Origin of the sequence: Myroides odoratimimus, assembly GCF_030326305.1 — a bacterium.
In the GTDB taxonomy this organism is placed as follows: Bacteria; Bacteroidota; Bacteroidia; order Flavobacteriales; family Flavobacteriaceae; genus Flavobacterium; species Flavobacterium odoratimimum_A.
In genome coordinates, this window is sequence record NZ_JACAKB010000008.1 from 77,861 (window position 1) to 104,486 (window position 26,626).

At 34.9% G+C, this 26,626-nt stretch carries 24 protein-coding genes; 19 read left to right on the forward strand and 5 right to left on the reverse strand.

The window, feature by feature from the left end:
- Position 1: 1 nt before the first annotated feature.
- From HX049_RS08295 to HX049_RS08310, 4 genes are read left to right on the forward strand one after another with little or no spacing between them, the layout of a single operon-like run.
- Complete coding sequence (locus tag HX049_RS08295; RefSeq protein WP_286415363.1) at positions 2–514, forward strand: hypothetical protein; 513 nt, start codon at positions 2–4, stop codon at positions 512–514.
- 35 nt (positions 515–549) lie between these two features.
- Positions 550–909 (forward strand): hypothetical protein, encoded by a 360-nt coding sequence (locus HX049_RS08300; protein ID WP_286415365.1) that lies wholly within the window; start codon positions 550–552, stop codon positions 907–909.
- Between the two features lie 50 nt (positions 910–959).
- Entirely contained in the window at positions 960–1,589 is a 630-nt protein-coding gene (locus HX049_RS08305) for an RDD family protein (protein WP_286415367.1), read from the forward strand.
- Between the two features lie 50 nt (positions 1,590–1,639).
- Complete coding sequence (locus HX049_RS08310) at positions 1,640–2,230, forward strand: suppressor of fused domain protein (protein ID WP_286415369.1); 591 nt, start codon at positions 1,640–1,642, stop codon at positions 2,228–2,230.
- A 47-nt stretch (positions 2,231–2,277) separates the two neighbouring features.
- Here the strand turns inward: HX049_RS08310 and rnhA are convergent, their stop codons facing one another.
- Both rnhA and HX049_RS08320 read right to left on the reverse strand, forming a co-directional pair.
- On the reverse strand, positions 2,278–2,751 hold the full coding sequence (gene rnhA, locus HX049_RS08315; RefSeq protein WP_286415370.1) for a ribonuclease HI: 474 nt from the start codon (positions 2,749–2,751) through the stop codon (positions 2,278–2,280).
- A gap of 8 nt (positions 2,752–2,759) precedes the next feature.
- Positions 2,760–3,320, reverse strand: a complete 561-nt coding sequence (locus HX049_RS08320) for a phosphoribosylglycinamide formyltransferase (RefSeq protein ID WP_041894808.1) — start codon at positions 3,318–3,320, stop codon at positions 2,760–2,762.
- A 196-nt stretch (positions 3,321–3,516) separates the two neighbouring features.
- Between HX049_RS08320 and HX049_RS08325 the strand changes: the two genes are divergently transcribed.
- From HX049_RS08325 to pyk, 5 genes are all read left to right on the forward strand, one after another.
- The gene (locus HX049_RS08325) at positions 3,517–3,753 is read left to right on the forward strand and encodes an acyl carrier protein (RefSeq protein WP_002988156.1); all 237 of its coding nucleotides are present in this window, start codon (positions 3,517–3,519) and stop codon (positions 3,751–3,753) included.
- Between the two features lie 201 nt (positions 3,754–3,954).
- The gene (fabF, locus tag HX049_RS08330; RefSeq protein ID WP_286415371.1) at positions 3,955–5,208 is read left to right on the forward strand and encodes a beta-ketoacyl-ACP synthase II; all 1,254 of its coding nucleotides are present in this window, start codon (positions 3,955–3,957) and stop codon (positions 5,206–5,208) included.
- A 15-nt stretch (positions 5,209–5,223) separates the two neighbouring features.
- A complete protein-coding gene (rnc, locus tag HX049_RS08335) occupies positions 5,224–5,970 on the forward strand; it encodes a ribonuclease III (RefSeq protein WP_286415373.1) in 747 nt (248 codons plus the stop codon).
- Positions 5,971–6,067: 97 nt separating this feature from the next.
- Positions 6,068–6,556 (forward strand): IPExxxVDY family protein, encoded by a 489-nt coding sequence (locus tag HX049_RS08340; RefSeq protein WP_286415374.1) that lies wholly within the window; start codon positions 6,068–6,070, stop codon positions 6,554–6,556.
- A gap of 4 nt (positions 6,557–6,560) precedes the next feature.
- Entirely contained in the window at positions 6,561–7,991 is a 1,431-nt protein-coding gene (gene pyk, locus HX049_RS08345) for a pyruvate kinase (protein WP_006264507.1), read from the forward strand.
- Positions 7,992–8,155: 164 nt separating this feature from the next.
- Here the strand turns inward: pyk and HX049_RS08350 are convergent, their stop codons facing one another.
- Positions 8,156–8,761, reverse strand: coding sequence for a superoxide dismutase (locus HX049_RS08350; protein ID WP_041894799.1), 606 nt, complete (start codon positions 8,759–8,761; stop codon positions 8,156–8,158).
- Between the two features lie 111 nt (positions 8,762–8,872).
- Between HX049_RS08350 and HX049_RS08355 the strand changes: the two genes are divergently transcribed.
- The 4 genes from HX049_RS08355 to HX049_RS08370 all read left to right on the forward strand — a co-directional run bounded on the left by HX049_RS08355 (position 8,873) and on the right by HX049_RS08370 (position 17,590).
- Positions 8,873–12,019 (forward strand): UvrD-helicase domain-containing protein, encoded by a 3,147-nt coding sequence (locus HX049_RS08355; protein ID WP_286415375.1) that lies wholly within the window; start codon positions 8,873–8,875, stop codon positions 12,017–12,019.
- A gap of 32 nt (positions 12,020–12,051) precedes the next feature.
- Positions 12,052–13,248 (forward strand): glycine C-acetyltransferase, encoded by a 1,197-nt coding sequence (kbl, locus tag HX049_RS08360; RefSeq protein WP_006259877.1) that lies wholly within the window; start codon positions 12,052–12,054, stop codon positions 13,246–13,248.
- A 108-nt stretch (positions 13,249–13,356) separates the two neighbouring features.
- Positions 13,357–14,757: a thrombospondin type 3 repeat-containing protein gene (locus tag HX049_RS08365; protein ID WP_286415376.1), complete on the forward strand. Its 1,401-nt coding sequence runs from the start codon at positions 13,357–13,359 to the stop codon at positions 14,755–14,757.
- Between the two features lie 70 nt (positions 14,758–14,827).
- On the forward strand, positions 14,828–17,590 hold the full coding sequence (locus HX049_RS08370; RefSeq protein WP_286415377.1) for a PD-(D/E)XK nuclease family protein: 2,763 nt from the start codon (positions 14,828–14,830) through the stop codon (positions 17,588–17,590).
- Positions 17,591–17,619: 29 nt separating this feature from the next.
- On the opposite strand, the gene HX049_RS08375 is transcribed toward HX049_RS08370, so the two are convergent.
- Positions 17,620–18,402 (reverse strand): alpha/beta fold hydrolase, encoded by a 783-nt coding sequence (locus tag HX049_RS08375; protein ID WP_286415378.1) that lies wholly within the window; start codon positions 18,400–18,402, stop codon positions 17,620–17,622.
- Between the two features lie 150 nt (positions 18,403–18,552).
- Between HX049_RS08375 and HX049_RS08380 the strand changes: the two genes are divergently transcribed.
- The 6 genes from HX049_RS08380 (at position 18,553) to HX049_RS08405 (ending at position 24,968) form a co-directional block, all read left to right on the forward strand.
- Complete coding sequence (locus HX049_RS08380) at positions 18,553–19,401, forward strand: ChaN family lipoprotein (protein ID WP_286415379.1); 849 nt, start codon at positions 18,553–18,555, stop codon at positions 19,399–19,401.
- Between the two features lie 182 nt (positions 19,402–19,583).
- Entirely contained in the window at positions 19,584–20,408 is an 825-nt protein-coding gene (locus tag HX049_RS08385) for a succinate dehydrogenase cytochrome b subunit (RefSeq protein WP_286415380.1), read from the forward strand.
- A 17-nt stretch (positions 20,409–20,425) separates the two neighbouring features.
- Positions 20,426–22,426: a fumarate reductase/succinate dehydrogenase flavoprotein subunit gene (locus tag HX049_RS08390; RefSeq protein ID WP_286415381.1), complete on the forward strand. Its 2,001-nt coding sequence runs from the start codon at positions 20,426–20,428 to the stop codon at positions 22,424–22,426.
- 51 nt (positions 22,427–22,477) lie between these two features.
- Positions 22,478–23,221, forward strand: coding sequence for a succinate dehydrogenase/fumarate reductase iron-sulfur subunit (locus tag HX049_RS08395; RefSeq protein WP_006259870.1), 744 nt, complete (start codon positions 22,478–22,480; stop codon positions 23,219–23,221).
- A gap of 94 nt (positions 23,222–23,315) precedes the next feature.
- Positions 23,316–24,155, forward strand: a complete 840-nt coding sequence (locus HX049_RS08400; protein ID WP_286415383.1) for an ion transporter — start codon at positions 23,316–23,318, stop codon at positions 24,153–24,155.
- Between the two features lie 45 nt (positions 24,156–24,200).
- A complete protein-coding gene (locus HX049_RS08405; RefSeq protein WP_286415384.1) occupies positions 24,201–24,968 on the forward strand; it encodes a nitrilase family protein in 768 nt (255 codons plus the stop codon).
- 41 nt (positions 24,969–25,009) lie between these two features.
- Here the strand turns inward: HX049_RS08405 and HX049_RS08410 are convergent, their stop codons facing one another.
- Positions 25,010–26,614: an Ig-like domain-containing protein gene (locus HX049_RS08410; RefSeq protein ID WP_286415385.1), complete on the reverse strand. Its 1,605-nt coding sequence runs from the start codon at positions 26,612–26,614 to the stop codon at positions 25,010–25,012.
- Positions 26,615–26,626 lie beyond the last annotated feature (12 nt).

A 26,626-nucleotide genomic window follows, 5' to 3' on the forward strand; every position in this document is an offset into this window, starting at 1 on the left:
TATGAGAGGGATAAGTATAGTGTGGTTCATATTTTGTTTTCTTGTGCCTTCTTTAGTGTCAGCACAGGGATCACATATTATAAAAGAGCCTATCGTATTATTAATGAATGCAGCAGCAGGAGAGAAAGAAGTAAGAGACGCTAAACAGCTTAGATTTATTGGTAATCCTATACGAGAGGATGGTCTGCTTAAGGAATTTCAAGTGAAAGTATATGAAAATAGTGGTGTATACTATGTGTTTAATTTCTCTGTTGTAGAGTCGGGTGTGATATTAGATACAAAGTCAATGGGGCAGGAGATGTCGATTAGTAAGTTTTTTAAATTCGCTGAGTTAAAAGCTACTCAACATAATAAAGCTAATAAAAAAGTGGGGAGACCTTATTTCTCTTTGGCATCTGATTTGATATTTGAAAGTGTAATTCTTAAAGAAACTAAAGAAGATGGTACATCAGTTTATTATACAACTGAGAATAAGAACAAAAGTGGGATACTCAGTTACAAAGGAATAGAGTAAAATGAATGAGAAGATAGATAAATATTACGAGGGAATTGACTTTAGAGAATGTGATATCTTTTTTGAATACTGATACGAGTCGACAAGAAAAGGTGATTACTGAGAACAGTGATATTGCTTATAATTTTGGATATGGTCTTGATATAGATGATTTACTTATTTCGCTAGAAGATGAGTTTGGGGTAAGTTTTGATTATTTTGAGTTCGCTCGCTATTTCTATCACGAACGAAATATAAATACACTTATGTGTTTAGTTTTATTTTTTGGATTATTCATTTATGCTTTTAAAAGATTATTCGGTATAAAAGAACAGTATCAACCTGATCCAAATAAGGAGGTATGTACGCCTGTGACTCTTTATGTGGATATGTTTGAAAACAAAAAGATTGAATAGGGTATTTTATAATCATTAATATGTTTATTTTTGTTAAAAAAATATAATTAATGAATAAAGAATACTTTATCTCTATTAATGGCGAAAGTCAAGGACCATATCAGTTCTCTGAGTTAGGACAGTTTGTAATCTCTCCGACTACGCTAATCTGGCATAGTGAATTGCACGATTGGACAGAGGCAAGATTTCTACGAGAGTTTGAGGTGTATCTTCAGAGACCGATGTATAGCACACCAAATTATGGGTATAATCAAAATGTTAGTTTGGCTTATACTAGGGATAATCGATATGTGATTGTAACTACACCTACAGAACGAATTCACTATCGATACGCTGACTTTGGAGAGCGTTTTGTAGCAGGGTTATTAGATGGTTTGATTCTTTTAATACCAAGCCTCTTTTTTCCATTTATAGCTGGGTGGCTCTATTTTTCATTAATGCAGAGTAACGATGGACAAGCGACTATAGGGCAAAAAACGATGAAGATTATGTTACTTGACTGTAAGGGACAGCGAGTGACTTATGGTCAGGCTACAGGGCGATTTTTTGCTAGATTATTATCTGGTTTTATGTTATGTATTGGTTATTTTATGTTTTTCTGGTCAGATCAGAAGCAGACTTTACACGATAATCTAGCGGAGACTCTAGTAGTAACAGAGATTCGCAGGGAGAGGCTGTAAGGACAAAGGGTATAAATCAATAACTATAATGCTAAATTAAAAGGAATAAGATGAATGAGTTTTCTAATGACAATAAACAGTTAATCCATAATGTAACGAATATTATTGGGCTTTCTCCGAGTGTAGATACATTTCATAATCACGAACATGCTGTGCGTATAGATGTACTACAGTGTCAATATCCTTTAAATAAAGATATTGATATTTACTGTACTGTAGGGGTGTCGGATAGTGAGAACCTTATAGAGATGAGGGATGGTAGTCTGGTGAATATACCTGTGGAGATACTAATGGAGGGGAATGTGAATTCTGATAAGTGGCATTCTATCATTTTGGCAGCAGGCTTTAGTATAAAAGTGGATAAAAATCCATGTCAACCCTATACTGTATTTAAAGATCTCATTAGAACTTATATAAAAGATACTCATTTACCTCATTTATTATTCGTTCACCCGTATTTATGGGAAGATAGGTTAGGTCAAATGCAACTAGAAGATAAGACAGTATATTTTTTACTAGCTGTACCAATATTAGATAATGAATTAGCATACTTCACAGAATATGGAGCTAGTGAGTTATGCGATAGGTTATTTAGTAGTGACTTAGATTTTTCGGATATAGAGAGACCTTCTCTTATGTAGTATAACGACGAAGAGCATCCCTTAAAAAGATGCTCTTTGTTGTTTTATTAATTTTCTTCAGACTCGTAATATTCGTCTATTAATAATTTAGTTCCTGTTGCTGCTTTTACTGCAAGGACATCACATCGTTCGTTCATAGGATGGTTGTTATGTCCTTTTACCCATTTAAACTGGACGTTGTGTTTGCGGTATACTATTAAGAAGCGTTGCCATAAGTCGGGGTTCTTTTTGTCTTTAAAGGCTTTTTTCTCCCATCCGAATACCCATCGCTTTTCTACAGCGTCTACCACATACTTAGAGTCAGATACCACTAGGACATTAGTGCCTTCGTTCTTTAGCATTTCTAAGCCTACGATCACCGCTAGTAGTTCCATGCGGTTATTGGTAGTTTTGCGGTATCCTTGGGATGCTTCTTTATAGACATTATGACCTGCCCACTCTAGTATTAGTCCATATCCACCAGGACCAGGGTTACCTCTAGAGGAGCCATCGGTATATAGTATTACTTGTGGCAAATTCATTTATAATATTAAAATAGTAGTTTCTCGATTACTTGTGGGAAGTGTAGGTGTTCTAGTTTAAGTACAGCTGCGCCTACTTCTTCTGGTGTATAGGAAGGTTCTATCGGAGTAGAAGCTTGGAATATAACAGCTCCTTCATCATAGTTTTCGTTTACATAGTGAATAGTGATTCCAGACTCCTTCTCTTTATTTTCTACGACTGCTGTGTGTACGTGATGACCATACATTCCTTTGCCACCGTATTTCGGTAAAAGGGCAGGGTGTATATTAATTACTTTATTCGGATATTTTTTAACAAGGTCATCAGGAAATTTCCATAAGAAGCCTGCTAATACAATTAAATCAGGTTGAAATTGTTCTAATTTTTGAGATACAACACCATCATTTAGCATATTTCTGTCAAAAATCAGAACTGGAAGATTTCTTTTTTCAGCTTTTTCTATTACCTTAGCATTTTGGTTGTTAACCAATATAAGGTATTGATTAGAAATAGACTTGCTTTCAAAGTAGTTGATAATGTTTTCTACATTAGTCCCTGAACCAGAGGCGAATAGAGCTATGTTTTTCATGTAGTTAGTTGTGTTATGAAGTTGAAAGTACAATAAATAAGTACAAAAAAAAGAATAATAACTGACAATAAATAGAAAAATAGCGATAAGTATTAATAATTTTTATAATTTCGCACCGACAATTAACATGGAAAATCAGGTTTTAAAATAAAGTTTTTTATTTTTGCCTACGAAATTAAATTTAAAATTAAAGATTATGTCAGACATTGCATCAAGAGTAAAAGCGATTATCGTTGACAAATTAGGTGTTGACGAGAACGAAGTTGTAGCAGAAGCAAGCTTCACTAATGATTTAGGAGCTGATTCACTAGACACTGTTGAGCTTATCATGGAGTTCGAAAAAGAATTCGATATTCAAATTCCAGATGACCAAGCTGAAAACATTGCTACAGTTGGACAAGCTATCTCTTACATAGAAGAAGCTAAAAAATAATAACTATATCCCGCGTGTTTATTCCATAAACATGCGGGTGTTATTATTTTTTTGAAAATGACTGATTTTTAGAAGAAACAAAAAAGGACAGATTGGCAACAATCTAACAAATACAATCAAACAAACACCCCAATGTTTCCTTTTTTTACAAAAGTGAAGATTGGGATTTTTTTTTATAGTACAAACCATATAAGTTATTTTATGAAATTAAAGCGAGTTGTTGTTACCGGTTTAGGTGCCCTTACGCCAATTGGAAATAATATTCAAGAGTATTGGAACAACCTAATTAATGGAGTAAGCGGAGCTGCACCCATTACATATTTTGACGCTACCAATTTCAAAACTCAGTTTGCGTGCGAAGTAAAGAATTTTAACGTAGAGGATTTTATTGAGAGAAAAGAAGCACGTAAAATGGACCGTTATGCACAGTATGCCATGGTTAGTGCAGATGAAGCGATCAAAGATTCAGGTTTAAATTTAGAAACTATTGATTTAGATAGAGCAGGAGTTATTTGGGGTTCAGGTATAGGAGGATTAGAAACATTCCAAAACGAGGTGACTAACTTCGTAGAAGGAAATGGAGTACCAAAGTTCAATCCTTTCTTTATCCCTAAGATGATTGCAGATTTAGCAGGAGGACATATCTCTATGAAATACGGTCTGAGAGGACCTAACTTCACTACAGTGTCTGCATGTGCATCATCTACTAATGCTATTATAGATGCATTTAACTATATTCGTTTAGGTATGGCTGATATCTTCGTAACTGGAGGTTCTGAGGCTGCTGTAACGATAGCGGGTATCGGTGGATTTAATGCAATGCATGCACTATCTACTAGAAATGATGATCCTAAGACTGCGTCTAGACCAATGGACAAAGACAGAGAAGGATTCGTATTAGGAGAAGGAGCTGGAGCTATTATCTTAGAAGAATATGAACATGCTGTAGCACGTGGTGCTAGAATCTACTGTGAGATCGGTGGAGGAGGTATGTCAGCTGATGCTCACCACTTAACAGCACCACATCCAGAAGGATTAGGGGCTACTAATGTGATGATCAACTGTCTTAAAGATGCTGGATTAGAAGCGAAAGATGTAGATGTGTTAAATATGCATGGTACTTCTACACCACTAGGAGACATCGCAGAGTCTAAGGCTATTCTTAATGTATTCGGAGAGCATGCTTATGAGATGAACTTGAATTCGACTAAGTCGATGACAGGTCATTTATTAGGAGCTGCTGGTGTTATCGAGGCTATCTCTGTGATTTTATCACTAGAGCATGGTATCGTTCCACCTACAATTAACCATTTTACAGATGATGAAGCGATAGACTCTAAGTTAAACTTCACATTTAATAAAGCACAGAAGAGAGATGTAAAAGTAGGAATGAGTAATACATTCGGCTTTGGTGGACATAATGCTTGTGTGTTGGTTAAGAAATTAGAGAAGTAAAATCATCCTATAAAGATGAAAAAGTTACTAAATAGAATATTCAATAATTCCCGTTCCTTCAATAATGAAGACGGGAATTTTTGTCGAAAGGTGACTGAGATAGTAGGTGTAAAGCCTGTAGAGATATCTTATTATAAAATAGCATTCACTCATCGATCGATGAATAGATGTGATGAAGCTGGCCACCCCATTAACTATGAGCGTTTAGAGTTCTTAGGAGATGCGATGTTGGGTTCTGTTATTGCTTCTTATTTGTTTATAGAAGTTCCGAGTGGAGATGAGGGCTATCTGACGAAAATGCGTTCTAAGATTGTGAGTCGAGAAAATCTAAACCAGCTAGGTAAAGATTTGAAACTAATCTCACATGTAGAGAGTAAAATGGGCAATCAACAGTTTGGAGAGAATATACATGGCAATTTATTAGAAGCTATTATAGGAGCTATTTATCTAGATAGAGGTTATCCTGCTTGTGAGAAGTTTATCCATGAACAACTATTGAGTAAGGTATCAGATATCCAAGAGTTGGAAACAAAGATAACTAGCTATAAGAGCTTGCTAATCGAATGGTGTCAGAAGAGAAAGCATACGTTTAAATATGATACTTTCGAAGAAGACACAGCAGAAGAATTAAAGTACTTCGGTGTACGTCTGTTTATAGACGATAAACTAGTGGCTAAAGCAAGAGCTACTTCAAAAAAGAAAGCAGAAGAGAAGGCATCACAACGTGCATACTTCGCATTTCAAGAGCAGATAAAGCAATAATTTTTGTTAATTCCTTAACTTTTTTATAATCTATTATAGCGAGGTTATACAAATATAGCTCGATAAAAGTTGTATATTTGTGTAACTAATTTCTTATATGGGTATAATAAAATATAAGCTTGAAGACTTTGATAGTGAGGATTATCGCTTGATCGCTATACATACTTCCAGAAAAGAAGATTACAAAGTAGTGTATTTTATAAATTCAATACTTGAAATTAATCTAGAAAGAAGTAAGAGTGATGTAGACATCTTTACAGATGTAGGACATGCTTTTTTTTCATTCTATGAATATGATGATTTTGATCATCACGTGTATTGGAAGGTGGTAGCGAATAAGGCTTTTTTAATACCTGAGTCAGGATTAGATTCTCCTTTATTTGTCTCAGCTAATCATCCAGTAACCAAGCAAGGGTATTTATTGCCCGAATTAAAGTCAGTCGATTATTTGATTAAGATAGAAGAAACTGATAGTCAGTTCGAAATTGGTACAATCATTGATCGGTTGAATTCAGTAAAAATTATCTCTGCAGCTTATGAAATAAAGCAAGAGATATTAAAAAATAAAACGAACTTAATTTTTTAAAAATATGTTAGCACAAAAAAAGACGAAAATCGTAGCAACGTTAGGACCAGCATCTAGTACGAGAGAGGTATTACATGATATGATTAAAGCTGGTGTAAATGTTTTTAGAATCAACTTTTCACATGCTGATTATAAAGATGTTCAAGAGAAAGTAAATATAATCCGCGATCTAAATAAAGAGTTTGGATATACTACTTCTATTTTAGGTGACTTACAAGGGCCTAAATTAAGAGTAGGGGTGATGTCTGAAGACGTTATCGTGAATCCTGGTGATGTGATTACATTTTCTACTAAAGAAGAGTTTAAAGGTGACGCAGAACGCGTTTACATGAATTATAAAAAATTCCCAACTGACGTTAACGCAGGAGAGAGAATTTTATTAGACGATGGTAAACTTATCTTCGATGTATTAGAAACTAATGGAGAGGATGAAGTAAAAACTGTAGTTGTACAAGGTGGGCCACTTAAATCTAAAAAAGGGGTTAACTTACCAATGACTAAAGTATCATTGCCAGCGTTAACGGAAAAAGATATTAGAGATGCTATTTTTGCTTGTGAGTTACAAGTAGATTGGATTGCATTATCTTTCGTTCGTACACCTGAAGATTTGATGGACTTACAGAACTTGATTAAAGAACATTCTGATCACAAGATTCCAATCATTGCTAAAATAGAAAAGCCTGAGGCAGTAAAGAATATTAAGAAGTTAGTAGCGTACTGTGATGGTCTAATGGTTGCACGTGGAGATCTAGGTGTTGAGATTCCTGCTCAAGAGGTACCATTGATCCAAAAAGAATTAGTTCACGTAGCTAAGAATGCTAGAATCCCTGTAATCATCGCTACACAGATGATGGAAACGATGATTTCTAGTCTTACGCCTACTAGAGCTGAGGTAAATGACGTAGCAAACTCTGTAATGGACGGTGCTGATGCTGTAATGTTATCAGGAGAGACTTCTGTAGGAGCATACCCAGTACAAGTAATCGAGAAAATGACACAGATTATTCAAAGTGTTGAGACTTCTCCATTAATTAAAGTACCACAAAGTCCACCTACAATCAAGACAAACCGTTATATCACTAAAAATATTTGTTACCACGCTGCTTTAATGGCGAATGATATCGAAGCTAAGGCTATCTGTACATTGACAAATAGTGGTTATACAGCCTTCCAAATTTCGGCTTGGAGACCAAATAGTAATATATTAGTATTCTCTTCTAATCGTCGTATTATTACTCAATTAAACTTGTTATGGGGAGTTCAGGCTTTCTATTACGATAAATATGTGAGTACTGATGAGACTATTGAGGATATCAATGCTATGGTAAAAGAGAAAGGATTAGCTGAGACAGGAGATATGGTTATCAACTTAGCAGCTATGCCAATTATCGAAAAAGGTATGGTGAATACACTAAGAATATCTGAGGTACAATAATTATCGTACTTCCACAATATAGAAAGCTCAGGACATGGTTCTGAGCTTTTTTTGTTTGCCCAAGAGCGCTGTAGTGTATAATGAATAAAGAATCTGGGTTTAAGGCATAAAAAAAGCTCCATTGCTGGAGCTTTTAATAGTTTGTAATGAGGTGCAAAAATTAATTATTTTGCCTCTGCGTATCTTCTTGCTACTTCCGCCCAGTTGATAACATTAAAGAAAGCATTAATGTAGTCAGGACGACGGTTTTGGTAGTTTAAGTAATAAGCGTGTTCCCAAACATCCATTCCTAAGATTGGAGTTCCTCCACAAGCAACACCAGGCATTAATGGGTTGTCTTGGTTAGGAGTACCACATACTTCTAATTTACCATCTTTAACACATAACCAAGCCCATCCAGACCCGAATTGTGTAGCACCAGCTTTAGCGAAAGCATCTTTAAAGTTTTCGAAAGATCCGAAAGCAGTATTGATTGCGTCAGCTAACTCACCTGTAGGTAAACCACCTCCGTTAGGAGTCATTACTGTCCAGAATAAGTTGTGGTTATAGAAACCACCACCGTTGTTACGAACAGCTCCATTAGACATGTCTAAGTTAGCAAGGATATCTTCGATAGTTTTTCCTTCTAAAGCTGTTCCAGCGATAGCTGCGTTTAAGTTAGTAGTATAAGCATTATGATGTTTTGTATGGTGGATTTCCATCGTACGTGCATCAATATGTGGTTCCAATGCATCGTATGCATATGGTAATTTTGGTAATTCGAAAGCCATAATTCGTATTATTTAAAGATTAATATTAATTTTATTTCAAATTTAAACAAATAAAGCCTAATATGGAAGGTTTGTAATGTTTAATATAAGTTAATAAATAGAACCTACTTCATGCTTGATAAGCCTTCATTCTCAATATATAACGCGTCTGCTGGGTCTGGAAAAACCCATACTTTAGTTAAGGAATATCTTAAGATTTTACTCCTTGATAAGCAAGATGACGCCTATAAAAAGATACTTGCTATTACTTTTACGAATAAAGCTGTAGCAGAAATGAAGACTCGTGTTGTATCTTGTCTAAATGCTTTTTCTAAAGAAGAGTTAGATCCTAAATATGGAAGTATCTTTCATCAAGTACAAGAAGAAACAGAATTAGAGGAAGGGTTTATAAGAGCGAAGTCAGGACGTATTATCAGAAGTATTATTCACAACTATGCTTCTTTTGATATTTCTACGATAGACAAGTTTACCCATAAGGTTATTCGCTCTTTTGCTTTTGATTTAGAATTGCCAATGACCTTTGAGGTTTCGTTAGATTCAGATGAATTGCTACAAGAGGCGGTGGACGCAGTAATCGCAAAAGCTGGTGTGGATAGTGAATTGACAGATTTGTTGATTGATTTTTCTATTGATAAAGCAGATAATGATAAGAGCTGGGATATCACGAGAGAGCTTAAAGAAGTAGGAGCTTTACTATTAAATGAGAATAATAGAGAAGAAATAGCTTTGTTCGCTGAGCATACTTTACAAGACTTTGTAAAGGTGAGAGATTTTCTTCGCGAAGAGATTAAAAAGATTACGGCAGAGAGTATTGTTTTAGGACAGAGTATAATGGACTTAATAGAGTCTAAAGGAATGGATAAGACTTCGTTCTTAGGACAGTATTTCGTCAAGCATATAGAGAATGTGATTCAAGATACTGTAGGTACAACGAAGCGTTATCACGAATTTGATGATATTAAAATAAAGAAGACTGCTAAAGATGTTGAGTTAATCGAAGCTTTTATACCAGATTTTCTAAAGGTGTTAGCGCAGGTATATGATCTGTATTCTCGTAGAGCTTTTTATACTGCTTTCTTGAAAAACCTTACTCCTCTATCTCTATTAAGTACAATAGGACAAGAGATGGATAAGATTCAAGAAGAGCAGAATATATTATCAATTACTCAGTTTAATGCGATTATTCACAATGAAATACAGAATCAACCAGCCCCATTTATTTATGAGCGTTTAGGAGAGCGGTATCATCACTTTTTTATAGACGAGTTTCAGGATACGTCAGAAATGCAGTGGCAGAATCTAGTACCATTGATTGATAATGCATTAGCAGGAGAAGATCACACAGGAACTAAGGGAAGCTTAATGATAGTAGGAGATCCTAAGCAGTCTATCTATAGATGGCGCGGAGGAAAGGCAGAACAATTTATCGCCTTGAGCAAGGATGAGAATCCCTTTGCTAATCCTGATAAACAGACTGTGAACCTTGGTCGTAATTATCGAAGTTATGCAGAGGTCATTCAATTTAATAATAGATTTTTTAAGGATGTCTCTCGTAACTTTATTAACGAGGATTATAAAGATCTATATGAGAATAATAGTTATCAAGAGGTTAATAGTAAAGCTGGCGGGTATGTAAATATTGAATTCTTACAAAAGGATGAAGGAGAAGATGCTGAAGAGAAGAATATGCAATATGCACAAGCTACGCTGAATACTATACAAGGTGTTTTAGAACAAGGGTTTGATTTAAAAGATATTGTTATTCTAACACGTAAGAGAGATCACGGTGTGCTCTTAGCAAATTACTTAACAGAGAATGGTCTAGAGATACTTTCTTCTGATTCGTTATTGATTAACAATGCTAGTGAGGTGAGGTTGATCATTAATGTACTGAAGTTCTTAAAGACAGAGCGCGATTTAGAAGCAAAGATGATGATGCTGTACTATGTAAGTGGTAAGCAAAGTGATTTGACAAAGAAACACGACTTTATAAAAGCGGGACTTTCTTTTGAGACTGAGTTAGAATTAGAAGCTTGGTTAGTAGATCACAATGTGCCTATCTCATTTGAGGCTTGTCGTTCGAAGTCATTGTATGACGCTGTAGAGGCTATTGTTTTAGCCTTTTTACCAGATAAGAGTGCTAGTTCATATGTTCTATATTTTTTAGACTTGGTGTTAGAAAAGTCTTTAAAGAATCAGTTTGGAATTAGTGACTTCTTAGAGTATTGGAATACAAATTATCACAAGTTTAGCATACCGACACCTGAAGGTAGAAATGCTGTGCAGATTATGACGATACACAAATCTAAAGGGTTAGAATTTCCTATCGTTATATTTCCTTTTGCAGAAGAGGACTTTACACGCCCTAGTCGTGATAAGCTATGGGTAAATATAGAGACGGATAAAGACCAGATTATGTTCCCAAAGGCTTTAGTTGATTCTAAGAAGGAAGTGGTGGAGTATGGTGAGTATGCTCAACTTCTGTACGAGAAAAAAGAACAAGAGATGTTGCTGGATAATGTAAATGTCCTTTATGTAGCATTGACAAGGGCAGAAGAACAGTTGTATATTATTAGTTATAAAAACGTAACGAGCAAGGGAGAGTTTAGAAATAATTTATCTAAACTTTTCTTAGATTTTTTAGTAACAGAAGGTGTTTACAATGATGTGGATTTAGTCTATGGATTTGGAGAGAAGGTGAAGGTTTCTAATAGTAAAGAGGTCATTACAGATGAAGTGAATAAAATGATTCTTCCTGTAAAGAGTGTATTGGATTTCGAAGCGATCAAAATTGCACAGAGGGAAGCCTTGATGTGGGACTCTCATAACCAAAAAGCGATAGAGTATGGTAATCTAGTCCATAAATTGATGTCGTTTATAACAGATTATCACGATGTAGATGCTGTGGTGAGAGAAGGGCTAGAAAAGGGATTGATACAAGAAGATGCAAAGGAGCGTTTTAAAGAAATTATTCAGCGTATCGTAAGTAACCCTGATTTAGAGATTTTCTTTAGAGAAGATAATATTGTATTTAACGAGCGAGTAATCATAGGACCTTATCAGCGCAATACTATACCTGATAGAGTAGTGATAAGAGGAAGACAGGCTTATATATTAGATTATAAAACAGGTAAAGAAGAAGAGAAATATAAAGACCAAGTGAGGGCTTATGGACAGTCATTAGTAGAAATGGGTTATGAAGTCGTTAAAATGGTGTTGCTATATACAGGGGAGAACTTAAATATAATACATTTGTAGAAGAGTATAAATTGTTTAAAACTTAAAATATTATGTACGGAAAGATTAAAGATCATCTTCAGAATGAATTAAAGTCAATAGAGGATAACGGATTATTTAAAAAGGAGAGAATTATTACTTCGCCACAAGGTGCAGAGATTACTGTTTCTACAGGGGATAAAGTTTTAAACTTTTGTGCAAACAATTATTTAGGATTGTCATCACATCCAGAAGTAATTCAAGCAGCAAAAGATACATTAGATACCCATGGATTCGGAATGTCTTCAGTGCGTTTTATTTGTGGAACACAAGATATACACAAAAAATTAGAAGCTACTATTGCTGATTTTTATGGAACAGAAGATACTATTCTTTATGCAGCAGCTTTTGATGCTAATGGAGGAGTATTCGAACCGTTATTAGGTGCAGAAGACGCAATTATCTCTGATAGCTTAAATCACGCTTCAATTATTGACGGAGTGCGTTTGTGTAAAGCAGCTCGTTATCGTTATGAAAATAACAATATGGCTGAATTAGAAGAGCAATTAATCAAAGCGAATGAGGCTGGACACCGTTTTAAAATCATTGTAACGGATGGTGTATTCTCAATGGATGGCCTAGTAGCACCATTAGATAAAATATGTGATTTAGCTGATAAGTATGATGCTTTAGTAATGGTAGACGAATGTCATGCTGCTGGATTTATCGGAGCTACGGGTAAAGGAACATTAGAAGCTAAGAACGTAATGGGCCGTGTGGATATCATCACAGGAACTTTAGGTAAAGCTCTAGGTGGTGCAATGGGAGGATATACTACAGGTAAAAAAGAAATTATTGAATTATTAAGACAACGTTCTAGACCATATTTATTCTCTAACTCTTTAGCACCAATGATTGTTGGAGCCTCTATTAAAGTATTTGAAATTTTAAAACACGATACTTCATTACGCGATAAGTTAGAGTGGAATACAAACTACTTCAAAGATGGAATGAAAAAGGCAGGTTTTGATATTATTGATGGAGATTCTGCTATTGTACCAGTGATGTTATACGATGCTAAATTATCGCAAGTAATGGCAGATAGGCTTTTAGAAAAAGGAGTTTATGTAACAGGATTCTTCTTCCCTGTGGTGCCAAAAGATAAGGCGAGAATCCGTGTACAATTATCAGCTGCACATACTCAAGAACATTTAGACAAAGCTATCGCTGCGTTTACAGAAGTAGGTAAAGAGCTAAAAGTTATTCAATAAAAAAGGTTAATACAATAAAAAGTACTATTCTTAACGAAATTTTTTGTAAATATTGATTGATAATTGTACTTTTGCTAGATTATTACGGTAAAGTAAAAAATAAAAGTTATGAAACATTTCAACAAATTATTTGCAGCAGCAATTCTTTGTGCAGGGCTTTCAGCTCACGCGCAAGACGCTGACCATCCGTGGGCTGTAACTGTTGGAGCAAACGCAGTTGACACAAAAGTAAGTTCAGCTAAAGGTTTTGCACACAGAACAGGAGGATATTTTAAAACGGATAACTGGAATATCTTACCATCAGTATCTTACTTAAATGTAGCTAGATACTTAGGTGATGGATTCTCTTTAGGTTTAGTTGGGTCTGTTAATAAAATTGACAAATTCATCAAATCAGAAGCAGAAGGATATGAAAAGTACAATCCTGGAGATTTAACTTACTACGGAATTGACGCAGAAGTTAAATATAGCTTCAAAGAGATTTTGAAATCGAAAGTAGTTGATCCATTCATCTTAGTAGGTGGAGGTTATACTTTTATGGGAGATGCAAGTCAAGGAACTGTTAATGGAGGAGCTGGATTAAACTTCTGGTTTACTAAAAACGTTGCTTTAACTGTGCAATCTACTTATAAACATTCATTTTCTGATTCTAGAACACCAGACGTAGGAGTTGCTTCACATATGCAACACTTTGCAGGTATTCGTTTCCAATTTGGTGGAAAAGATACAGATGGAGATGGAGTTTTAGACAAATATGACGAATGTCCAGAGATCCCAGGTTTAGCTGAGTTCAACGGATGTCCTGATACAGATGGAGATGGAATTCCAGATCATTTAGATGAGTGTCCAGATTTACCAGGTTTACCAGAATTCAACGGATGTCCTGATACAGACGGAGATGGTATTCCAGATAATAAAGACGAATGTCCAGAGATCCCAGGTTTAGCTGAGTTCAACGGATGTCCTGATACAGACGGAGACGGAGTGCCAGATAATAAAGATGAGTGCCCTGAAGTACCTGGTCCAAAAGAAAACAATGGTTGTCCTTGGCCAGATAGAGATGGAGACGGAGTGCCTGATCATTTAGATAAATGTCCAGACGTACCTGGTCCAGCTTCTAACAACGGATGTCCTGAAGTTAAAGAAATCGAGCCTGAGAAAGTAAAACAGCTTAACGATTACGGAAAAACATTATTATTCCACACAGGAAAATATACTTTCCAAGATGGTTCTTACGCAGTGTTAGATAATATGGTTAAAATCATGAAAGAATACCCAACTGCTAATTTCCACATCGCTGGATATACTGACAGTACAGGATCTGACAGAATTAACATACCATTATCTGATAATAGAGCTAACGCTGTAAAAGTTTACTTAATTGAAAAAGGAATCGATTCTGCTAGATTAACTTCTAAAGGATACGGATCTAAAGATCCAATCGCTTCTAACAAAACAGTTAAAGGACGTGAGTTAAACAGACGTGTTGAAATCCAATTAGCTAAATAATTGATTTAAAACACATAATCTATAGAAAACGCTTCGAGTAATCGGAGCGTTTTTTTTGTACCTTTATTTTATGAGATCAAATACTTTTTTAGATAAGCTGAGTGCGCAGATTTATGCCGATTTTCCTAATTCTATGGATAATTTGGTTATCGTTCTTCCTAATAAAAGAGCAAAAGTCTTTTTGTTAGAAAACTTAAAGAAGTATTACAGAAATAGTGTCTTCGCTCCAGAGATTATTAATATTGAGGATTTCATTCAACAGGTATCGAAGATTAGAGGGATAGATTCGATAGAATTACTTTTTAAGTTTTATGTAGCTTACCAAGAAATAGAGGGCGGTAATGCACAGGATTTTGATCGCTTCTCTAGCTGGGCTAATATGTTGTTAAGTGATTTTAATGAAGTGGACCGTTACTTGTTGAACCCTGATTATGTGTTTTCATATTTAAAAAATATCGAAGATATTAAACACTGGTCTTTAGATCCTGAACAAAAGACAGACTTAATTGTAAATTACTTAGCTTTTTGGGAGCAGATACCAGTATACTATAAAAAGTTCTATGAAGTTCTATTAGAAGAGCGTATCGGCTATCAAGGATTGATATATCGAGAGGCTGTTAAGTCTCATAAAGAGTACTTGAATAGTAATAATAAGGTGTTTTATTTCGCTGGGTTTAATGCATTAAATGCAGCAGAGGAGAAAATTATTCAACATTTCTTGTTAGAGAAGAGAGCTAAGGTGTTCTGGGATATTGATAAACATTTTATGGAAGATCCTTATCACGATGCAGCGCTCTTTTTGAGACGTATAAAGCGCAATTGGATACACTATCAGTATAACCCTTTTGAGTGGATAGTAGATGAATTTGGAAAAGAAAAGAATATACAAGTAATACAGACTCCTAAAAGTGTAGGGCAAGCAAAGATCGCTGGGCAAATCGTGGAAGGGCTTGGTGATGAAGCTTCAAGGTTAGAGAAGGTTGCCATTGTATTAGGAGAGGAGAATTTGCTATTACCTGTACTGCATAGTCTGCCTTCTTCAGTATCAAGTTTGAATATCACAATGGGGTATAGTGGTAAGAGTAATCCTATTCAGATTTTGTTGAATAAGATTTTTAAGATGCATTTGGCTGCTATACGACGCTCGAGTAAGCAATATGTTGTTTACTACAAGGAGATTTTAGATGTGCTGACTAATCCTGTATTAACACAAATTATTGTTCCTGAAAAGGTTATTAAAGAAATTAATGATCGAAATCTTAGCTTCTTTAGTATAAATCGTTTTGCAGAGTGGATAGAGGATGATGAGTTTCCTGTTCGTAAGCTTGTGTTTGGTAGATGGAATGAACGGTCATCTGTTGAAGTTTTACAAAACCTTATAGAGATTGTATTGGCTATTAAGGATAGTTTAAATGATGAGGTACACAGTGATCGAATTAGTAAAACATTCTTGTATTCTTCTTATCAGATGTTGAATAGGCTAGTTTCTTATTGTCAGAAATATGATTTTATACAAAATTATGATACTTTGTATTCGTTGTATAAACAGGTGATGGATATGTCTGAAGTATCTTTTGAAGGAGAGCCTTTAGAGGGGCTTCAGATAATGGGAGTATTAGAGAGTCGTGTTTTGGATTTTGATACTGTTATTGTCACTTCTGTTAATGAGGGTAAATTTCCTGCAGGTAAGTCAGTTAATTCCTTTATACCTTATGATGTAAAGAGAGAAATAGGCTTGCCAACTTATAAAGAAAAGGATGCTATTTATAGTTTTCACTTTTATCATCTCTTGTTAAGAGCAAAGAATATCTATCTTTTGTATAACTCTCAATCAGAGGGAATGGATGCTGGAGAAAAGAGTAGGTTCTTAACACAGTTAGAAGTAGAACAATTAGAAGCCCATGATGTAAAATATGTTACCTATTCAGCAGATCTACCCGAAAAAGCGAATGAGTTGATTCAGATTCCGAAGTCAGACCTTTTAAAAGAAGAGCTAAAGAATATTGCTACAACTAAGGGGTTTTCTCCATCAGCTTTATCTAATTATCTTCGCAATCCTATACAGTTTTATTTACAACGTGTCTTAAGGATTAGAGAAGTGGAGGAAGTAGAGGAGAGTGTGGCTTTAAATACACTAGGGACTATTATACACAACTCTTTAGAGAATTTGTATAAACCCTTTAAAGGAGCTAGACTTACAGTGGAGATCATTAACACCATAAAAACAAAGGCAGATGCAGAGGTACAATTGCAGTTTGAAGAAGTGTATAACAGTGATAAGGAGAAAATAGGTAAGAATTTATTAGCTTTTGAAGTAGCCAAACGAAATGTGTATCACTTTCTAGAAGGTGAGATAGAAAAGATAAAAGAGGGAGATGATATTTTATTATTGGAGTTAGAAACAGAGCTTACTTTTACACTTGAAGATTCTAGGTTGCCTTATCCTATTAATCTATTTGGATTTGTAGATAGAATAGAAGAACGAAATGGAGTTATCCGAGTTATTGATTATAAAAGTGGCAAGGTAGAAGCAAATGATGTTAAGTTAAGTACATGGGAAGGACTTACACTTGATTTGAAAAATGATAAGATTATTCAGTTATTGTGTTATGCTTTGATGTATACGAAACACAATACAAATCAATCTGTAGAAGCTGGTATTTATTCATTCAAGAATAGAAAAGGCGGGTTCTTATTTTTCGGAGTGAAAGAAGGAAGAGAGGTTGATCATGCTATTACAAATGATACATTAGCTCTATTCAAGGATGAATTAGTTGCTTTGTTGTTAGAAATACTAAATCCTGATGAGGACTTTATAGAAAAAGAACTATAGAAAATAGGGAAGCTTTTGCTTCCCTATTTTTACTTTATCGTATTTTTTAGTGCTTCTAGTAGTTCTTCTTTAGCTTCAATCTGAAGTAGGTGCCCTCCAGTGATAATAGTTAAATCACATTCAGTATTTTCGACTTCTTTAGTGATTTCTTCAATAGAAAGAACAGGATCAGCATTACCTACAATCATACTTATAGGATAGGGAGCAAAATGAAGTAGAACTTCTCTGTCATTTCTTGATTTCATTCCTTCTACAGCTGCTAGTATACCTTGCTTAGGTGTTCTAAGAGCAATATCTAAGTGTTCTTGTACTTCTTTAGCGTGAGTGATTTTAGTATCTTCTAAAAAGGTGTTGTTAATCGCCATAGTAACAAAGAGATCGCTGTTCTTTTTAATTACTTCAGTTGCTCTGTCTCTGTTAATTTGCCTTTCTGTGCTGTCAGCTCTGGTAGTAGATGAAACTAATATTATTTTCTTTACATTATCAGGATATAGTTCTCCGAATGCTAGTGATACATAACCTCCCATAGAATGACCTATTAGTGTTACTTTTTTTAGATTTAAAGAATTTGTAATTGTAAAAACAGCATCAGCCATATCTTCCATACTGTGTATGTAGCCAATACAACCTGATTCACCATGTCCTAAAAGATCAATAGCAATAACTCTATATTTCTTAGAAAAATAGTCAAGGTAGTAATTCCACATTTTACTATCCTCTAAAAATCCATGTAGGAAAATTAAGGTACTTCCTTTTCCTTTGTCAGTATATGATAAATTAGTGTTTTTATATAGAATTTTTGTAGTTGCCATTCTTTAATTTTGTTGCAAATGTATGATATAGTATGACTTTGTCAAATCTTTTAACATTCAACAGTGCTCCAGGCATTATATCTATATTAAATCAGTCTAAATAACAGAAAAGAGTATCTTTGCATTTCTAATTTCAAAATATTTATTAAAATGAAAAAAATAGTTAGTGCATTTTTGTTGTTATGCGGAATAACTTATGGACAATCAGGATTGCCTTATCAAATCTATACTAATAAGGGAAAAAAAGTGTCTTATGAAAAGATGATAAAATCGCTTAGTAAAAGTGAGGTGGTTTTGTTTGGGGAGTTTCACAATAATTCATTAGGACATTGGTTACAATTACAGGTAACAGAATCGCTAGGAGATAGAAGGCAGCTAACTCTTGGAGCAGAAATGTTTGAAGCGGATAACCAAGAGGGATTGACTAAATATGTAAAAGGAAATAGTACAGAAGAGCAGTTTCAAGAAGAAGTACGACTTTGGAATAATTATAAAACTGATTATAAACCATTAGTAGAATATGCAAAGGAGAATAAATTAGAATTTATTGCGACTAATGTACCTAGACGATATGCGAGTCTATTGTTTAAAAAAGGTACTGCTGCATTAGATACTCTAAGTGTACAAGAGAAGAGTTGGATTGCACCATTGCCATTTCCTTATGATGGTAATTTACCAGGATATAAGAATATGATGGCGATGTTTGAGGATCATAAAGATGAGAATTTGCCAAAGGCACAAGCAATCAAAGATGCTACTATGGGGCATTTCATTGTTCAAAATTTAAAACCCAACCATTTATTTTTGCATTATAATGGTTCTTATCACAGTAATAATTATGAAGGGATAGTATGGTATCTAAATCAATATAGACCTTCATTGAAGATTGCTACTATTACAATGGTAGAGAGTGATAATGTAGGTCATTTCGAATTTGATAATTTAGACTTGGCTAACTTTATTATTGTTATAGATGCGAATATTTTAAAATCATTTTAACGCTTTACTATAAAAAACCTTTTTTTTTCTTAAAAAAAATCTCGATTGGTCTATTTTAGTGAGTTAGCATTGTTTTATTCTTTGTTTATATCGAGTATAAATAGAAGGGCAGGCTTTGTTGATAACGTTAAGAAGGTGTATTTTTGAGAGATTTTTTCAAGAAAAACAATTAAAATTACATTATGGCAAAATCTGCACTTTTAAAGTCATCCTTAGCTAAGAAATATTGGATGGCTCTTACAGGGTTATTTTTATGCTTGTTTTTAGTAGGTCACTTGGCGGGAAACCTTCAATTGATATTTGGTGACGCTTCTGCATTTAACGAGTATGCGTTATTTATGACTACTAATCCAGCAGTAAAAGTATTATCTTATGTTACGTATATTTCAATCCTTTTCCACGCGATTGATGGTATCGTTTTAACGATTCAAAACAAAAAAGCACGTCCAATCGGATATGCAAAAAACAATGCTGCTTCTAATAGCTCATTTTCTTCAAGAAATATGGCGGTATTAGGAACTTTACTTTTAGTATTCATCGTGACTCACATGGCTAACTTTTGGGCTAAAATGCACTTTAGTGAAATGCCTTTACAAACTGTAGAAGTAAAAGTAGAGGGTCAAGATCCTGTAGTAGTATATAAAACAGTACAAGAGCAAGCTATCCCAGTAAACGCTGTTGAAATGGGACAGATAGAAGTAAAAGGTACTAAGTTTTATCAAGCAGGTACAGATTTAAAAATTGCTGATGGATATAAAGATTTACATAAAATTACAATTGAGTTCTTCCAAAACGAAAGTACTGGATTAATCGCTACAATTGCTTATGTACTTGCTATGGTGGTTTTAGGATTCCACTTATCTCATGGATTTGGTAGTGCATTCCAATCTTTAGGAGCTAATAATCCTAAATATAAGGGAGTACTTAAAGGGTTTAGCTTTTTGATTGCGTATGTTGTACCTGCGCTATTTGCTATCATCCCATTATATATTCATTTTATTAAATAGTCCTAAAGAAATTGATCATGAAATTAGATTCTAAAATACCTAATGGACCACTTGATAAAAAATGGTCTGACTATAAAAATCATATTAAATTAGTTAACCCAGCGAATAAACGTAACATCGATGTTATTGTTGTAGGAACTGGATTAGCAGGTGGTTCTGCTGCTGCTACATTAGCTGAGTTAGGATATAACGTAAAAGCTTTTTGTTATCAAGATTCACCTCGTCGTGCGCACTCTATTGCTGCTCAAGGGGGGATTAACGCATCTAAGAACTACCAAGGTGATGGTGACTCAGTTTACAGATTATTTTATGATACTGTAAAAGGAGGTGACTACCGTGCACGTGAAGCAAACGTTTACCGTTTAGCTGAAGTTTCTGAAAATATTATTGACCAATGTGTAGCTCAAGGTGTACCTTTTGCACGTGAGTACGGAGGTTTATTAGATAACCGTTCTTTTGGTGGGGTACAAGTATCTCGTACTTTCTACGCTAAAGGACAAACTGGACAACAGTTATTGTTAGGAGCATACTCTGCTATGAATCGTCAAATCGGTCGTGGTAAAATCCAAATGTATAACCGTCATGAGATGTTAGACATCGTTAAAGTTGATGGTAAAGCAAGAGGTATTATCGCTCGTAACTTAATCAATGGAGAGATAGAACGTCACTCTGCTCACGCTGTAGTTATCTGTACAGGTGGATATGGTAACGTATTCTTCTTATCTACAAATGCAATGGGTTCTAACGTTACTGCTGCTTGGAAAGCACACAAACGTGGAGCATTCTTCGCTAACCCTTGTTATACACAAATTCACCCAACTTGTATTCCTGTAACTGGTGACCACCAATCAAAGCTTACTTTGATGTCTGAGTCATTGCGTAACGATGGACGTATTTGGGTTCCTGCAAAAATGGAAGACGCTATAGCAATTAGAGAAGGTAGATTAAAACCAACTCAAATTGCAGAAGAAGATAGAGATTACTACTTAGAAAGAAGATACCCATCATTCGGTAACTTAGTACCTCGTGACGTTGCGTCTCGTGCTGCTAAAGAAAGATGTGATGCTGGATATGGAGTTAATGCTACAGGTGAAGCAGTATACTTAGACTTCGCTTCTGCTATTGAGCGTTATGGTAAAGAGCAAGCTCGTATTCAACATTTAGATGAAAATGACGCTAAGTTAGTTTACAAATTAGGTAAAGATGTAGTTGAAAATAAATATGGTAACTTATTCCAAATGTACGAGAAGATCGTAGATGAGGATCCATATACAACTCCGATGATGATTTATCCTGCAGTTCACTATACAATGGGTGGATTATGGGTAGATTATAACTTAATGTCTACTATCGAAGGATGTTATATCTTAGGTGAGGCTAACTTCTCTGATCACGGTGCTAACCGTCTTGGAGCTTCTGCATTAATGCAAGGTTTAGCTGATGGATACTTCGTATTACCATATACTATCGGAGATTATTTAGCTAATGATATTCGTACTGGAACTATCCCAACAGATTTACCTGAGTTCGAAGCTGCTGAGAAAAATGTTCGTGATATCATTGACCACTTAATGAACAATAAAGGAACACATTCTGTTGACCACTTCCACAAGAAGCTTGGGAAAATTATGTGGGATAAAGTAGGAATGGCTCGTAACGCAAAAGGTTTAACTGAAGCTATGGCTGAAATTGCTGAGTTAAGAGCAGAGTTCTATAAAGATGTGAAAGTATCAGGTACTGCAGAGAGCTTTAACCAAGAGTTAGAGAAAGCTTTAAGAGTAGCTGATTTCTTAGAATTAGGTGAATTATTCGCTAAAGATGCTTTACACCGTGAAGAATCTTGTGGAGGTCACTTCCGTGAAGAGCACCAAACTGAGGATGGAGAAGCAAAACGTGATGATGAGAACTTCGCATACGTTGCTGCTTGGGAATACAAAGGAAACCCAAGTGATGCAGTGCTTCACAAAGAAGACTTAGTTTATGAAAACATTAAATTGGTAACTCGTAGTTATAAATAATATTGAGACTTAGGTCTTCGGACCTAGTCTTTTTGTAAAAATTCGATACAAATGAATCTTACACTTAAAATATGGCGTCAATCAAACGCTAAAGTACAAGGAAAAATGGTTGATTATAAAATCAACAATGTTTCTCCTGATATGTCTTTCTTAGAAATGCTTGATGTATTAAACAATGAGTTAATCGAGAAAGGTGATGATCCAGTAGCTTTCGACCATGACTGTCGTGAGGGTATCTGCGGTATGTGTTCTTTATTTATTAATGGTGAAGCTCACGGACCAGATAGAGGTATTACTACATGTCAGTTACACATGAGAAAGTTCAAAGATGGTGATACTATTTATATCGAGCCATTTAGAGCTAAAGCTTTCCCTGTAATTAAAGACTTAGTAGTTGACCGTACTGCTTTTGATAAAATTCAGCATGCAGGTGGTTTCGTATCTGTGAATACTTCTGGTAATACACAAGATGCTAACGCTATTCCAATTCCTAAGCATGATGCTGACCGTGCATTTGACGCAGCTACTTGTATCGGATGTGGAGCATGTGTAGCTACTTGTAAAAACTCTTCTGCTATGTTATTCGTATCTGCAAAAGTTTCTCAATTTGCTTTGTTACCACAAGGTAAGGTAGAGGCAGCTGATCGTGTACTTAATATGGTAGCTGAGATGGATGCTTTAGGATTCGGTAACTGTACTAATACAGGAGCATGTGAGGTAGAATGTCCTAAAGGAATTTCTTTAGAGAACATCGCTCGCATGAACAGAGAATACTTAAAAGCAAGCTTGAAATAATAGTTTTTCTTGAAATAAATGTAAAAGCAGATATAGAGATATATCTGCTTTTTTTATTTTTGCTATTCTAATTTTAGGCAAGAGAATTTGAGTGATGAAGAGAAATATTTCGATAAAACACAGGATATATAATTTACTGAATAATGATTCTAATTCAATTGAAAGTAAGATTGTTCAAGGAGCTATCATTATCTTGATATTACTGAATGCTATCTCATTGATCTTTGAATCAATTCCTGAATTTAGAGAAGAGTACAGTTCTTTTTTCTATTCATTTAATTTATTTTCTGTTGCTTTCTTCTCGATAGAGTATGTATTGAGAATGTGGTCTATTACCTGTGATAAACGTTTTAACCAACCTTTTTTAGGAAGATTAAAATATGCTTTTACTTCTATGCAGTTAATAGATTTATGTGCTGTCTTACCATTTTATTTAGCTTTTGTACATGTGGATCTCCGTATTATAAGATTAATGCGCGTGTTTAGATTATTACGTGTGTTTAAGATTACACGTTATGTATCTGCATTAGCTCTTGTGATCAGTGTATTTAAGAGAAAAGCTAGTGAGTTAGCGATTGCGGCATTTATGTTGATATTTTTATTATTGATAGCTTCTACAGCTATTTATTATGCTGAGAATTCTTCTCAGCCTGAAGCATTCTCTAGTATACCGGACTCCATGTGGTGGTCTGTTATTACGATTTGTACTGTAGGATATGGAGATATCTATCCTGTAACTGTGATAGGAAAGTTAATAGGAGGAGTACTTGCTGTTATTGGGATAGGCTTTTTTGCTTTGCCTACAGGTATTATCTCATCAGGCTTTTCAGAAATCTTGGCTGAAAGAAAAGAGAAGAAGTTATTAGCTTTACAAAAAACGAATGTTTCTAGTTGTAATTGTCCGTGTTGTGGTAGACCTCAAGAAGAGAAGTAAGAATTATTGCTTATTTTTGGAGTATAATCTAAATATCGTAGTGTAATGAAAGTTGCCATGTTACAATCGCCATTGGTATGGGAGGATATAGAAGCGAATAAAGAACATTTTTTAGACAAGCTTAATGCCATAGAAAAAGATACAGATTTGGTAGTTTTACCTGAGATGTTTGTGTCTGGCTTTACAATGAAGCCTGAGCGCGTTTTCTTGACTATGGAAGACGAATATATCAATAAGCTACAATCGTTGTGCAAAAAGTATCTATATGCGCTTACAGGGAGTGTTGTTATTAAAGAAGGAGAAGACTACTATAATAGAATGTTCTTTATCTCTGATGAAGGTGAGATCAGTACTTATGATAAACGACACTTGTTTTCATTAGCAGGAGAAGAGAAGATATATAAAGCTGGGGTAGATAGATTAATAGTTAACTATAGGGGGTGGAATATATGCCCTTTAGTTTGTTATGACCTAAGATTCCCTGTTTTTAGTAGAAATAATGACGGAGTGTATGATTTACTAATCTATGTGGCTAGTTGGCCAGATCAGCGTATTTATGCATGGGACTCTCTGCTAAAGGCACGTGCTATCGAGAATATGAGTTATTTGGTAGCCGTAAATAGATGTGGAAGCGACGAGAATGACAATATCTATTCAGGTCATTCGCAAGCCTTAGATATGTTAGGAGGATACTTAGTAGAACCATTGACAGGAGAACAAGTAGCGTATGTAACATTAGACAAAGCAAAACAAGATAAAATAAGAAAGAGTTTCGGTGTACTTAGAGATGCTGATTCATTTACTATCCTATAAACAAATAAGGCTCTTAGCATAAAAACTAAGAGCCTTATTATTTATAAATTGATTTGTTCTTTAATATCCCAGTTAGCACGGACATCTATCTGTTCTGGGAAGTAGACAGATTCTTCAGGCTGTCTTCTGTCCCAATAGTATCCTTTATCCCATACACCATTTTTATTATCGTCATAGATAACTCTTATGTAGTACATTCTAGGTGGTAATGCTAAGAATTCAAATACATTAGAGCTTTCACTGTATTGACTAACGATTACTTTTTCTTTATCGTCTAGTAATTCAACGATGACAGGATAACGTTTTAATCCATTTAGTGTAATGGTCAAGTTTCCGTAATCTGTATAAGCTGTCGTTTTATTGTTCAGCACGATTGTATCATTTGCCTTACCAAAGAAGTCTGTAATAGCGCCAGGCCATAAGGTTACTTTATAATTATCTAGCTCTTCTTTTTTAAACTTTAGATAGAACTTTTGTTCTCTTGCTTTGTTCTCTATTGTAAAAGGAACAGCTACAGAATCTTTGTTAAAGATGGTAATTAGTTCTTTATTAATAGACTTAACAGGTGTAGTTGTTTCTACTAATACATCAGATAAGAAATCAAGTGTACCTGATTTTCCTGATACCGATAGCGAATCTATTTCTTTCATCTTAGGTCTTGGTTTAACCATGAATGTCTTTGTAAACTCACCTTTAGTAGCTGTGAAGTGCAGAGAGTCTGCTTCTATCTTTGGGAACCAAACTTGTAAACTATCTTTATCAGCTAGTTGTGTATAAGCACTAGGGATTACTACTCCATCTTTTTTAACTTCTACAGTAGCTCCTTCAGCATTCCCTATATAGGGTAAGTACCATTTGTTTTGGGTAATCTGGGCAGGTCTAGAAGCCTCAAATTTCTCATCAGACTTGAACAGTGTCAAGTCATAAGATTGATCTGTTGGGATTTCAATCGGTTCTTTTATAAATGCTATTTTATCCTCAGTAGGATTAAACATAAAGTTGCTGTTCTTATCCTTTAATGCTACTAAGTAATACTTTCCTGCTTTTATATTCTCTATAGAGAAGGTCGTAAGACTGTCTAGTGTATTCGTTACATAAAGAGGCTTTTCTCTATAGATAGTAGAGTCTTTAAATGTCTCAGCATCGTATAACATGACATTGACGAAGTTATCCGATTTTAACTGATGTGCAGTTCTGATTGTTCCGCTTAGTTTTAGAGAGTCGATATAGTCTCCTGTAGAGAAGATATATTTAAACTGCTTTAGGACATTACTTTCATTGTTATCCGCTATAGCGTCCCCGAAGTTAAAACTATAAGTCGTATTCGGTTTTAAAGTGTCTATAAGATTGATCGTAACTGTCTTTCTAGCATTTCCCATTGGCAATACTTCAGGCATTCTATCCATAGGAGGAGAGATAATCAAGTTTTGATTTACGTTTTTGATCTTAACGAATTCGTCGAAATCAATAGTAATCTGCTTTTTGTCAAAATGGACAGAGTGGTTCTTAGGATTACTCCCTAATACCACTGGAGGAATAGTATCTTTAGGACCTCCTGAAATAAACCCTCTCTTAGCACAGTTCGAAAACGTTATAAAACAAAATACCGTAAAACAAACAATAAAGTATATACGAAACTTAGACATAGTTTTAATTTA

Coding starts and splice junctions, on each gene's coding strand:
- HX049_RS08410 (WP_286415385.1), bottom strand. CDS start 26,614: ATGTCTAAGTTTCGTATATACTTTATTGTTTGTTTTACGGTATTTTGT.
- fabF (WP_286415371.1), top strand. CDS start 3,955: ATGAAATTAAAGCGAGTTGTTGTTACCGGTTTAGGTGCCCTTACGCCA.
- HX049_RS08320 (WP_041894808.1), bottom strand. CDS start 3,320: ATGAAAAACATAGCTCTATTCGCCTCTGGTTCAGGGACTAATGTAGAA.
- HX049_RS08400 (WP_286415383.1), top strand. CDS start 23,316: ATGAAGAGAAATATTTCGATAAAACACAGGATATATAATTTACTGAAT.
- HX049_RS08295 (WP_286415363.1), top strand. CDS start 2: ATGAGAGGGATAAGTATAGTGTGGTTCATATTTTGTTTTCTTGTGCCT.
- HX049_RS08380 (WP_286415379.1), top strand. CDS start 18,553: ATGAAAAAAATAGTTAGTGCATTTTTGTTGTTATGCGGAATAACTTAT.
- HX049_RS08310 (WP_286415369.1), top strand. CDS start 1,640: ATGAATGAGTTTTCTAATGACAATAAACAGTTAATCCATAATGTAACG.
- HX049_RS08325 (WP_002988156.1), top strand. CDS start 3,517: ATGTCAGACATTGCATCAAGAGTAAAAGCGATTATCGTTGACAAATTA.
- HX049_RS08365 (WP_286415376.1), top strand. CDS start 13,357: ATGAAACATTTCAACAAATTATTTGCAGCAGCAATTCTTTGTGCAGGG.
- HX049_RS08305 (WP_286415367.1), top strand. CDS start 960: ATGAATAAAGAATACTTTATCTCTATTAATGGCGAAAGTCAAGGACCA.
- HX049_RS08405 (WP_286415384.1), top strand. CDS start 24,201: ATGAAAGTTGCCATGTTACAATCGCCATTGGTATGGGAGGATATAGAA.
- HX049_RS08340 (WP_286415374.1), top strand. CDS start 6,068: ATGGGTATAATAAAATATAAGCTTGAAGACTTTGATAGTGAGGATTAT.
- HX049_RS08350 (WP_041894799.1), bottom strand. CDS start 8,761: ATGGCTTTCGAATTACCAAAATTACCATATGCATACGATGCATTGGAA.
- rnhA (WP_286415370.1), bottom strand. CDS start 2,751: ATGAATTTGCCACAAGTAATACTATATACCGATGGCTCCTCTAGAGGT.
- kbl (WP_006259877.1), top strand. CDS start 12,052: ATGTACGGAAAGATTAAAGATCATCTTCAGAATGAATTAAAGTCAATA.
- HX049_RS08375 (WP_286415378.1), bottom strand. CDS start 18,402: ATGGCAACTACAAAAATTCTATATAAAAACACTAATTTATCATATACT.
- HX049_RS08370 (WP_286415377.1), top strand. CDS start 14,828: ATGAGATCAAATACTTTTTTAGATAAGCTGAGTGCGCAGATTTATGCC.
- pyk (WP_006264507.1), top strand. CDS start 6,561: ATGTTAGCACAAAAAAAGACGAAAATCGTAGCAACGTTAGGACCAGCA.
- HX049_RS08390 (WP_286415381.1), top strand. CDS start 20,426: ATGAAATTAGATTCTAAAATACCTAATGGACCACTTGATAAAAAATGG.
- HX049_RS08385 (WP_286415380.1), top strand. CDS start 19,584: ATGGCAAAATCTGCACTTTTAAAGTCATCCTTAGCTAAGAAATATTGG.
- rnc (WP_286415373.1), top strand. CDS start 5,224: ATGAAAAAGTTACTAAATAGAATATTCAATAATTCCCGTTCCTTCAAT.
- HX049_RS08355 (WP_286415375.1), top strand. CDS start 8,873: ATGCTTGATAAGCCTTCATTCTCAATATATAACGCGTCTGCTGGGTCT.
- HX049_RS08395 (WP_006259870.1), top strand. CDS start 22,478: ATGAATCTTACACTTAAAATATGGCGTCAATCAAACGCTAAAGTACAA.